This is a genomic window from Streptomyces colwelliae (assembly GCF_048158785.1).
Lineage (GTDB): Bacteria > Actinomycetota > Actinomycetes > Streptomycetales > Streptomycetaceae > Streptomyces.
The window spans coordinates 1-10,336 of the sequence record NZ_JBLTJC010000358.1 but is presented as its reverse complement, the minus strand read 5'-3'; the positions used below and the strand labels follow the sequence as shown (position 1 = coordinate 10,336).

The window sequence follows — 10,336 nt, the reverse complement described above, 5'->3', positions numbered from 1 at the left end:
GCCCCCAGGACGCCCACACCAACACCGCCCACCATCACACCGTCACACCACCCCCGCTTCCGCCAAGCTCAGCGGCAGCGCCCCCGTGTGCAACACCCCCAACCTCTGCGTCGCCCGAGTAAGCGCCACGTACAGATCACTCGTCCCGTACCGCCCCGGCTCGACGACCAGCACCGAGTCGAACTCCAGCCCCTTCGCCTGCCGAGGATCAAGCAGAACAACACTCCGCGTCAGATCCGGCTCGGCGCCGGCCGTCACCCCGTCCAGCCGAGCCGCCAGCCTCCGGTGCAGATCCCGCGGCGCGATGACCGCCAACCGCCCCTCCGCAGGGGCGAGTTCACCCACGGCCTTGGCGACAGCACCCGGCAGATCGTCGGTGGCCCGCACCCAGGGCCGTACCCCAGTGGTCCGCACGGAACTCGGCGGCTCGAAGTCAGGATTCTCCGCGCGGACGACCGCCGCCGCGAGGTCCATGATCTCGGCGGGGGTGCGGTAGTTGACGCCGAGGCGACGGTGGTCGAAGCGGTCCTCGACGTACGGGGCGAGGATCCCCGACCAGGAGCCCACGCCCGCCGCCTCCGCAGTCTGGGCCGGGTCACCGACCAGGGTCATCGACCGGGTGGGACTGCGCCGCATCAGCAACCGCCAGGCCATCGGGGAGAGTTCCTGCGCCTCGTCGACGATGATGTGCCCGAACGCCCAGGTACGGTCGGCCGCCGCGCGCTCGGCGGCGCTGCGGTGGTCCTCCTCCTCGTGCCGCTCCGCGAAGCGCTCCGCGTCGATGATGTCGTGCGCGGACAGCACCTCGGAGCCCTCGGGGTCACCCTCCTCCTTGTCCTCGAACTCGAACGTCCGGGAGGCGAAGGACACGTCCAACACACCCTGCGCGAACGACACTTGCTCCTCCCGCTCGCGCTCGGCCCGGGCCCGCCGCACCCGGTCGTCCCGCCCGAGGAGTTCCGCGGCCTCGTCGAGCAGCGGTACGTCCGCCACGGTCCACGCGCGGGTCACCGGGCGGCGGATGGCGTCCGCGTCGTCGTCGGAGACGTAGCCCACGGGGTCGGCGAGGAAGTCCGCGACGAGGTACTGCGGGGTCAGGCGCGGCCACAACTGGTCGATGGCGGCCCAGACTTCGGGGTTCTCGGCGAGTTCGTCGCGGATCTGGGTGATGTCGCTGGGGTCGAGCAGGTTGCTGCCGTCGAAGGGGTCGGTGCCGATGCGTTCGGCGACCATCTCGGTGAGCGTGTTGAGGATGTGGCCCTCGAAGTGCTCCCGGGACTCGTTGTGCGGGAGTCCGGCCTCGCGGGCGCGGTCGCGGGCCACCCGTACCAGGCCGTCGTCGAGCATGAGGATCTCGCGGTCGTGCTCGATCGCGATCACCGGGTCGGGCAGCGACTGCCAGTCGCGTACGACGGCGGCGAGGACGTCGGCCATGTCGGCGCGGCCCTTCACCGCGGCGGCCGCCCGGCTGTCGGTGGCCGTGGCCTTCACGCCGGGGAACAACTCGCCGACGGTGGCGAGGAGTACGCCGGTCTCGCCAAGCGAGGGCAGCACCTCGCCGATGTAACCGAGGAACGCGGGGTTCGGGCCGACGATCAGGACGGCGCGCTTGGCGAGCAACTCCCGGTACTCGTACAGGAGATACGCGGCCCGGTGCAGCGCGACGGCGGTCTTGCCTGTGCCGGGGCCGCCCTCGACGACGAGCACCCCGCGGTGGGGCGCCCGGATGATCTCGTCCTGTTCGGCCTGGATGGTCTGCACGATGTCGCTCATCCGGCCGGTGCGCGCGGAGTTGAGCGCGGCGAGGAGGACGGCGTCGCCGCTGGGGTCCTCGTGGCCGGTGCGGGTGGCGTCGCCGAGGTCGAGGATCTCGTCGTGCAGGGCGGTGACGCGGCGCCCGTCGGTGGTGAGGTGCCGACGGCGGCGCAGGTCCATCGGGGTGTGGCCGGTGGCCAGGTAGAAGGGGCGGGCGACGTCGGCCCGCCAGTCGATCAGGATCGGTGTGAGGTCGGCGTCGTCGGAGCGGATGCCGATACGGCCGATGTGGTGGGTGACGCCGGAGGTCAGGTCGATCCGGCCGAAGCAGAGCGAGCCGTCCACGGCGTTCAGCGCGGCGAGCAGCCCCGAGCGCTCGGCGACCAGGATGTCCCGCTCCAGCCGGGCCTGCATGGGCGTGTTGCCCTGCCCGAGCGCGTCCGTGACGGAGTCCTCGGTGGCACCGCGCAGCGCGTCGACGCGTGCGTACAGACTGTCGATGAATTCCTGCTCACCGTGAATTTCATCGCTGTTTGACAATTCCACTCCCGGACATATATACTGTGCTCACTGAACTTCTTTGCGACCCAATTCCCGTGAAGTCGCGAACCATTGAATATACGCAAAGAAATCCCCCGAGCGCAATTACTCGGGGGATTTCTTTGCGTATCGGGCGGGATCACAGCACGTCGGAGAGCTCCTCCAGCAGCCGTCGCTTGGGCCGGGCCCCCACCATGGCCTTCACCGGCTCACCGTCCCGGAAGACCATGAACGTGGGCATCGAGAGGACCTTGTAGGCGTTCGTGGTCTCCGGATTCTGGTCCACGTTCAACTGCACCACCTTGAGGCGGTCGGCCTCCTCGGCGGCGAGGGCCCGCAGTACCGGTGCCATCTGCCGGCACGGCGGACACCAGTCCGCCGTGAACTCCACCAGCACCGGCAGCTCGGCCCCGATCACCTCCGCCGCGAAATTCCCGTCCGTCACATCCATTACGTGGGTCACGTCGATCACAGTTCATGCCCTCCCAGTTCGCACAACGGTGATGGCTCCTCGACGGTCGCCAGCCGCACCCCGATCTCCGCCCGGACCGCCTGCAACTCCCCGATCAGGGAATCCAGTTCGGCCAGCTTCCGCCGGTAGACCGCGAGCGAGGCCGGGCACGAGTCGCCCTCCGGGTGCCCGGCCCGCAGGCACTCCACGAAGGGCCGCGTCTCCTCCAGGTCGAACCCGAAGTCCTGCAAGGTCCTGATCTGCCGGAGCAGCTTCAGATCGCCCTCGTCGTACGTCCGGTACCCGTTGCCGCCCCGCCGCGCGGGCAGCAGCCCCCGCGCCTCGTAGTACCGCAGGGCCCGCGTCGTGGTCCCGGCCCGCGCGGCCAGCTCGCCGATTCGCATGTCCACGACGGTAATCCTTGACGTCGGCGTCAGGGCAACAGCGGTCTGCGCTCCACCGGGGAGGTCAGCACGATCGACGTCGTGGTGCGCCCGAGCGCGGAGACCGCTTCGAGGACGTCCTCCAGGTGGACGGTGTCCCGGACGGCGACCTTGAGGATCCAGCAGTCCTCGCCGACGACATGATGCACCTCGGTGATCTCGGGCCGCTCGATCAGCTCCAGGGTGCGGGGATGCTTCAGGGTGTAGCCGCCGTGCGGGTCGACCCGGATGAACGCCTGGATGCCGTAGCCGAGCCGGCCGGGGACGACATGGGCGCCGTAGCCGCTGATCACGCCCGCGGCCTCCAGTCGTCGGACCCGCTCGGTGACCGCCGCCGGGCTCAGCCGGACCCTCCGTCCGAGCTCGCTGAGCTTGATCCGGCCGTCGGTCTGGAGGAGGTGGAGGATCTGCCGGTCCACCGCGTCGAAGGCCACCGGTGTTTCGTCGGCGGTGGTTCGCGGATGCCGTGGTTCTTTCGGTGCGGCGGCCTGAACTCCCATGTCTCCCCCTTCAGATCCTGCGGATACGCCCGAAGAATTATGGTCATGGAAAAGGCACGGGACGTCCTGGTCATCGGCGGCAGCCGCTACTTCGGCAAGCGGCTCATCGCGCGGCTGCTGGCCGCAGGGGACCGGGTCACGGTCCTCAACCGGGGTTCGTCGGCGCCGCCCGCCGGGGTCGTCCACCTCACCGCCGACCGTGACGACGAGGACGCGCTGCGCGCCGCTCTCGGCCCGCGCACCTTCGACGTCGTCGTCGACCAGGTCTGCTACACCCCGCGCCAGGCGGCGATCGCCCGCCGCGTCCTCACCGGCCGCACCGGCCGCTATGTGATGACGTCGACGGTCGAGGTGTACGAGCACGAGGACTCGCCCGCGCTCGTGAGCGAGGCGGCCGTCGATCCGCTCAAGGTGACTGTGGACCTCGAACTCCCCTGGGACGAGCCCGAGTTCCTCGACGCACACTACGGCGAGGGCAAGCGGCAGGCGGAGGCGGTGTTCGCGGCGGCCGGACCGGAGTTCCCGTACACGGCGGTCCGCGTGGCCCATGTCCTGGGCGGCGCCGACGACTTCACCGGTCGCCTGACCCACTACGTCGACCGCATCCGCACCGGCGAGCCGATCGCCGTCCCCGCCACCAACCACCCGGCGACCTACATCCACGTCGACGAGATCGCCGACTTCCTCTTCTGGACGACGGGCCAGGACTTCACCGGCCCGGTCAACGCGGCCTCCCGCGACCCGCTGACCGCGGAGGACCTGTGCGCGGCGCTCGCCGCCCAACTCCCGTCCGGGAAGGTGGTGTTCAGGACGGCGAAGGAGGGCGAGACCACCTCCCCCTTCTCCTTCGCCCGCTCCTACGGGATGGACAACTCCCGTGCCACCGGGCTCGGTTACACCTTCACTCGGGCCCGGGAGTGGCTGCCGGGGGTGATGCGGTAGCCGAGGACGACACCCCGAGCAGCCGGCGCGTCAACTGGTCGTGGTCGGAGAGGAGTTCGTCGAGGGCGGCGCGGAGGTCGGCGGGTTCCGTGCGTGCCGACTCGCGTTCGGCCGCGATGAGGACGGACCGGCGTACCAGCTCCTTCGTGAAGGACGCCGTCGTGCCCTCCGTGCGGGTCACCACCTCGGCGGCGGTCTCCTCGTCGAGGTCCAGGCCCGTGCCGTAGAGGCCGAGGAGGCGGGCGCGGCCCGGGGCGTCCGGGAGGGGGATCTCCACGGCGAGGTCGACGCGGCCGGGGCGTTGGACGAGGGCCGGTTCGAGGAGGTCGGCGCGGTTGGTGGTGAGGAGGAAGGCCACGTCGGCGTCGTCGCCGAGGCCGTCCATCTCGTTGAGGATCTGGAAGAGCAGGGGCTGTTCGCCGCTGCCGTGGTCGCGGGCCTCGGCGATCAGGTCGCAGTCCTCCAGGACGACGAGCGCGGGCTGGAGCATGCGGGCCAGGGCGCAGGCGGGGCCGATCGCGTCGATGCCCGTGCCGGACAGGACGACGACCGTGAACTGCGGGAGGTGGGAGAGGAGATAGCGGATCGTGTGGGTCTTGCCGGTGCCGGGCGGGCCGTAGAGGAGGAGGCCGCGGCGCAGGTGCTGGCCGGCGGCGCGGAGTTGCTCGCGGCGGCGGGCCACGCCGACGACCTGGCGTTCGACGCGCTCCAGCAGGCCCTCGGGGAGGACGATGTCGTCGCGGGTCAGGGTCGGGCGGCGGTGGAAGCGGAACGGGCCGAGGCCGTGGCCGAACTCGGAGCCCTCGAAGGAGAGCACCTGGCCGCGGAAGATGTTGTGCTCGCGCACCAGCACGTCGATCTCGGCGAGCAGCCGGTCCGCGAACTCCTTGTCCCGCGCGAGGACTTCGATCTCCACCTTGTCGCGCCCGTACTCGTCCCCCGGCCCGCGCAGCAGCACCGCGAACCGGTCCTCGCCCTCCGCGCCGAGGTAGAACCCGCAGGAGACACAGGCGAGTTCGTCGTCGGGCGAGACCGGCAGGTGGGCGTAGTCCACGGCGCCGATCGTGAACCGGTCGTGGCGGTCGGCGGCTTCGAGGATGTCGCCGAGGGTGAGGTCGCCGCGGTTCTGCGCGCCGCGCATGCCGACGAGTTCGTGGGAACGGCCCTCCCCCGCGAACCAGTGCTCCAGCGCGAGATGCACGTTGGGGAGGTCGTACGGCGGATACGCGGCCTTGACGACGGGCCGGTCGCCGGGGGCGGTGCCGAGGTGGGCGCGGAGGCGTTCGGTGAGGTTGCGGGCGGGGTCGTAGTCCTTGGACTTGGGGCGGGCCACCGCGGTGAGGAACTCTTGGAACAGTGTGCCGATCTGCTCCATCGACAGGGGCGAGGGCTCACGTCCCGCGCCGTACCTGCGCTCGTACTCCGCCGCACTGATGATCTCCAATCCGCCCGGTTCGTCCATGTCCGCCTCCATAGTCCCGATGTGTCGGACCAGAGTGTCAGACCATGACCCCGGCGGAGGTCAGACCATCACCCCCGCGGACGTCTCCACCTCCAGCAGGGACGCGCTCTCCCGCTCCTCGTCGAAGGCCTTCCGGCCGCCGCGCAGCCCGAACAGCCGCTTCGCCAGGGCGATGTAGACGACGGCGAGGATGTTGAGGACGAGGGTGGCGATCTTCAACCAGCTGATGTGTTCGGTGAGTTCGTAGCCCTCCAGCGGCAGGAACGCGGCAGTGGCGACCACCGTCAGATACTCCGCCCAGCGCTTGGCATACCAGAGTCCGCCGGCCTCGACGAGTTCGATCAGCGCGTACGCCAGCAGCAGGACCGCGACCAGGACCAGCGTGGAGTGCTTGTAGCCGAAGGTCTTCTGTATGGTGCCGACGACCGGCGAGTGGTCGAGGTCGTAGTGGAAGTGCTTGAAGACGGGCCGGAAGACGTCGAGGTACTCGTCGAAGAGCTGGCGCACCGAGTCCTGGCTGTTGCTGAACTTCCACACGGCGGCGGCGACCAGCACGATGAACACCCCGCGCACGGCCCGCTCGATCGCCAGGAACCGCAGGATGAACAGGTCCCGCAGCACCTTCCCGCGCGGCACCAGCGGGGCGTGCTCGGCGGGTCCCGAGCCGTGCGGTTCGCCGAGGACGAAGTCGCCGCAGCGCAGACAGCGCCAGGCCACGCCGAACCCGGTCTCGACACGCAGCCGTTCCCGCAGTGGCGTCTCCTCGGGCGCGTACGTCGCGTGCCCGTGCCGTGCGCAGTGCCGCCGGTCCCAGTCGATCTTCATGCCCATGGCCCCCGTGACTCCCACCGAACGCGAACGTGCCGTGCGCGCCGGAGGATTCCGGCACGGCACGGCACGCTAGTGCATCTGCCTGAACGTCGGCCGCCAGGGGCCGGACCGACAGGTGGAGCGGTGTGGACCGGGCGGCTGAGCGACGGGGGGACACCCAGCCGCCCGGCGTCTTCGGGGCGTCCGGACCGTGTTCAGGTCGGCCCGGGCGCCACGCTTGAGGAGGGGTGCTCAGGCCTTGGCGAGTTCCTTCTCGCCGCCCTGCTCGGGCACTCCGTCGAGGTGCTCGTCGCCGTCCTTCTCGTCGAGCAACGTCTTCTCGTCGAAGGGGAGTTCACCGGCGAGGACCCGGTTCACCCGCTCCTTGTCGACCTCGCCGGTCCAGGTGCCGATGAGCAGCGTGGCGACGGCGTTGCCGGCGAAGTTGGTGACGGCGCGGGCCTCGCTCATGAAGCGGTCGATGCCGATGATCAGGCCGACACCGTCGACCAGGGCCGGCTTGTGCGACTGGAGACCACTGGCGAGTACGGCGATACCGGAGCCGGAGACACCGGCCGCGCCCTTGGAGGCGACCATCATGAAGAGCAGCAGGCCGATCTGCTGGCCGATGCTCATCGGCTGGTCCATCGCGTCGGCGATGAACAGCGAGGCCATCGTCAGGTAGATCATCGTGCCGTCGAGGTTGAAGGAGTAGCCGGTCGGCACGGTGATGCCGACGACCGGGCGGCTGACACCCAGGTGCTCCATCTTCGCGATGAGCCGCGGCAGCGCGGACTCGGACGACGACGTGGAGACGATCAGCAGGAACTCGCGGCCGAGGTACCTCAGCAGGTGGAAGAGGTTGACCTTGGCGACCAGCTTCGTCAGCGTGCCGAGCACGATCACGACGAACAGGAAACAGGTGATGTAGAAGCCGGCCATGATCGTGCCCAGTGCTTTGAGCGCGTCCATGCCGGTCTCGCCGATCACGGCGGCCATCGCGCCGAAGGCACCGACCGGCGCGGCCCACATGATCATGCCGAGGATGCGGAAGACCAGCTTCTGGATGTGCTCGACACCGCGCAGCACCGGCTCGCCGGTCCGGCCCATGGCCTGGAGGGCGAAGCCCGCGAGGAGCGCGATCAGCAGCGTCTGGAGGACCTGGCCCTCGGTGAACGCCGACACGAAGGTGGTCGGGATGACCCCGAGCAGGAAGTCGACCGGGCCCTCGGCGGCCGCCTCGGCCTGCGTGTGTCCGACGCCCTTGACGGCCTCGGTCAGGTGCATGCCGCTGCCCGGGTGGATGATGTTGCCGACGACCAGGCCGATGGCCAGCGCCACGAACGACATCCCGATGAAGTAGGCGAGCGCGAGCCCGCCGACCTTGCCGACCTGAGCGGCCTTCCGTACGGAGCCGACGCCGAGCACGATCGTGCAGAAGATGATCGGCGAGATCATCATCTTGATCAGCGCGACGAAGCCCGTACCGATCGGCTTGAGCTCCTTGGCGAAGTCCGGCGCGGCGAACCCGACGGCGATGCCGAGGGCGACCGCGATGATCACCGCGATGTAGAGGTAGTGGGTGCGGTCCCGCTTCACGGGCGGTGCTGCGGGTGCGGCAGGTGCGGGTGCGGGGGTGCTGGCCACGGCTGCCCTCCTTGACGACGTCGTCGGCATCATCCGGCGTGCGGCTCACGACCGGCGGAACCCTGGCTGCGAGTGCGGCTCACGTCCGGGGATTCATGGGTTTTACGGGTTCTACGGCGGTCCGCACTGATCGATGTGCGGCCTGCTCCGGGAGGCGGCTGCTTCCGGGGGTTGCGGTGACTATCTCCCGGCTTGTGAGGGCGGTCACCCTTACGTTCATTTAGTTCGCGCTTATCAGGAGAGGCACACTGACGGCATGCGCCTCCCGCACGTCCCCAGCCCCCGCAGCCTGGCCGGCCAGCTCTTCGCCATGCAGGCGGTGCTGATAGCGGTCGTCGTCGCGGGGTACGCGCTGTTCACCTACGTCAGCGACCGCAGCCAGGCGGAGGACGCGGCCGGCCGTCAGGCCATGGCGGTGGCGCGATCGGTCGCGGACTCGCCGTCGGTGGTGGCGGCGATCGGTACGTCCGATCCCACCGCACACCTGGAGGCGTACTCCGTCCGCGTCCAGCGGGACACCGAGGTCGACTTCGTCACGATCATGAATCCGCAGGGCATCCGCTGGACGCACCCCAAGACGAGCGAGATCGGGAAACCCTTCCTCGGCCACATCGCCCGCGCCCAGCAGGGATACTCCTTCACCGAGACCTTCACCGGCACCCTCGGCGCGTCCGTCCGCGCGGTCACCCCCGTCTACGACACCGGCCACACCCGGGTCATCGGCCTGGTCAGCGCCGGCATCCGGGTCGAGGCGATCACCCAGCGGGTCCAGGACCAGGTCACGGCGCTGATCGGGGTGGCGGCCGGCGCCCTGGCACTGGGTGCCGTAGGAACGTACGTCGTGAACGCCCGCCTCCGCCGCCACACCCACGGCATGAACGCGACCGAGCTGAGCCACGTGCACGACTACCACCAGGCCGCGCTGCACGCGGTGCGCGAAGGGCTGCTGATGCTCGACGGTCAGTACCGGGTGGCGCTGATGAACGACGGCGGGCGGGAACTGCTCGGCGTGACGGGGGACGTGGTGGGCCGGTCGGTGGCGGACCTGGGCCTGCCCGCGCCGCTGACGGGGGCGCTGCTGTCGTCGGAGGAGCGGGTGGACGAGGTGCATCTGACGGCGTCCCGGGTGCTGGTGGTGAACACGTCGCCGGTGTCGGGCGGTGAGCGCCGGGGAACGGTGGTGACTCTCCGGGACGTCACCGAACTCCAGTCCCTGATGGGCGAGTTGGACTCGGAGCGGGGCTTCACGCAGGCGCTGCGCTCACAGGCCCACGAGGCGGCGAACCGCCTGCACACCGTCGTCTCCCTGATCGAGCTGGGGCGCGCGGAGGAGGCGGTGGACTTCGCGACGGCCGAACTGGAGCTGGCCCAGACGCTGACCGACCAGGTCGTCTCGGCGGTGAACGAGCCTGTGCTGGCTGCCCTGTTGCTCGGCAAGACGGCTCAATCCAACGAGCGGGGCGTCGAGTTGGTGGTGTCCGAGGACAGCGGCATGGACGACGGCCTGCTACCGGATTCGTTGTCCGCGCGGGACCTGGTGACCATCCTCGGGAACCTGATCGACAACGCGGTGGACGCGGCCCAGGGCAGCCTGCGGGCGCGGGTCACGGTGACGGCGTACACGGAGGCGGACGAGGCGGGTTCCGCGCTGGTGCTGCGGGTCGCGGACACCGGGTCGGGGGTGGATCCGGCGCACGCGGAGGCGGTGTTCCAGCGCGGCTTCTCCACGAAGACGCCGCGTAGGCGAGGATCACCAGCAACAACAGCAGGTCGAGCAGGTCCACGG

General features: G+C 70.0%; 9 protein-coding genes. 2 read left to right on the top strand and 7 right to left on the bottom strand.

What is annotated here, in order from left to right; translation table 11 throughout:
• Positions 1-42 precede the first annotated feature (42 nt).
• The 4 genes from ACNFOC_RS43510 to ACNFOC_RS43495 form a co-directional block, all read right to left on the bottom strand.
• Complete coding sequence (locus ACNFOC_RS43510; protein WP_416964531.1) at positions 43-2,295, bottom strand: HelD family protein; 2,253 nt, start codon at positions 2,293-2,295, stop codon at positions 43-45.
• Positions 2,296-2,434: 139 nt separating this feature from the next.
• Positions 2,435-2,746: a thioredoxin gene (trxA, locus tag ACNFOC_RS43505; RefSeq protein ID WP_416964533.1), complete on the bottom strand. Its 312-nt coding sequence runs from the start codon at positions 2,744-2,746 to the stop codon at positions 2,435-2,437.
• A gap of 17 nt (positions 2,747-2,763) precedes the next feature.
• Positions 2,764-3,150: a MerR family transcriptional regulator gene (locus ACNFOC_RS43500; RefSeq protein WP_416964530.1), complete on the bottom strand. Its 387-nt coding sequence runs from the start codon at positions 3,148-3,150 to the stop codon at positions 2,764-2,766.
• 29 nt (positions 3,151-3,179) lie between these two features.
• A complete protein-coding gene (locus ACNFOC_RS43495; protein WP_416964529.1) occupies positions 3,180-3,689 on the bottom strand; it encodes an Lrp/AsnC family transcriptional regulator in 510 nt (169 codons plus the stop codon).
• Positions 3,690-3,728: 39 nt separating this feature from the next.
• Here ACNFOC_RS43495 and ACNFOC_RS43490 point away from each other — a divergent pair, with 39 nt between their 5' ends.
• The gene (locus tag ACNFOC_RS43490; RefSeq protein WP_416964528.1) at positions 3,729-4,631 is read left to right on the top strand and encodes an NAD-dependent epimerase/dehydratase family protein; all 903 of its coding nucleotides are present in this window, start codon (positions 3,729-3,731) and stop codon (positions 4,629-4,631) included.
• On the opposite strand, the gene ACNFOC_RS43485 is transcribed toward ACNFOC_RS43490, so the two are convergent.
• The 3 genes from ACNFOC_RS43485 to ACNFOC_RS43475 form a co-directional block, all read right to left on the bottom strand.
• Positions 4,591-6,093 carry an AAA family ATPase gene (locus ACNFOC_RS43485; RefSeq protein WP_416964527.1) on the bottom strand — a complete coding sequence of 501 codons (1,503 nt, stop codon included), beginning with the start codon at positions 6,091-6,093 and terminating at the stop codon, positions 4,591-4,593. The genes ACNFOC_RS43490 and ACNFOC_RS43485 overlap by 41 nt on opposite strands.
• Positions 6,094-6,153: 60 nt before the next feature.
• Complete coding sequence (locus ACNFOC_RS43480; protein ID WP_416964532.1) at positions 6,154-6,918, bottom strand: DUF2127 domain-containing protein; 765 nt, start codon at positions 6,916-6,918, stop codon at positions 6,154-6,156.
• A 237-nt stretch (positions 6,919-7,155) separates the two neighbouring features.
• Positions 7,156-8,583 (bottom strand): cation:dicarboxylate symporter family transporter, encoded by a 1,428-nt coding sequence (locus tag ACNFOC_RS43475; protein WP_416964526.1) that lies wholly within the window; start codon positions 8,581-8,583, stop codon positions 7,156-7,158.
• A gap of 223 nt (positions 8,584-8,806) precedes the next feature.
• Here ACNFOC_RS43475 and ACNFOC_RS43470 point away from each other — a divergent pair.
• Positions 8,807-10,336: sensor histidine kinase (locus tag ACNFOC_RS43470; protein ID WP_416964525.1), on the top strand; the 1,530-nt coding region annotated here is incomplete at its 3' end.

Excerpts from the sequence above, each read along its gene's own strand:
- ACNFOC_RS43500 (WP_416964530.1), bottom strand. The coding sequence starts at position 3,150 with ATGCGAATCGGCGAGCTGGCCGCGCGGGCCGGGACCACGACGCGGGCC.
- trxA (WP_416964533.1), bottom strand. The coding sequence starts at position 2,746 with ATGGATGTGACGGACGGGAATTTCGCGGCGGAGGTGATCGGGGCCGAG.
- ACNFOC_RS43495 (WP_416964529.1), bottom strand. The coding sequence starts at position 3,689 with ATGGGAGTTCAGGCCGCCGCACCGAAAGAACCACGGCATCCGCGAACC.
- ACNFOC_RS43490 (WP_416964528.1), top strand. The coding sequence starts at position 3,729 with ATGGTCATGGAAAAGGCACGGGACGTCCTGGTCATCGGCGGCAGCCGC.
- ACNFOC_RS43485 (WP_416964527.1), bottom strand. The coding sequence starts at position 6,093 with ATGGACGAACCGGGCGGATTGGAGATCATCAGTGCGGCGGAGTACGAG.
- ACNFOC_RS43475 (WP_416964526.1), bottom strand. The coding sequence starts at position 8,583 with ATGATGCCGACGACGTCGTCAAGGAGGGCAGCCGTGGCCAGCACCCCC.
- ACNFOC_RS43480 (WP_416964532.1), bottom strand. The coding sequence starts at position 6,918 with ATGAAGATCGACTGGGACCGGCGGCACTGCGCACGGCACGGGCACGCG.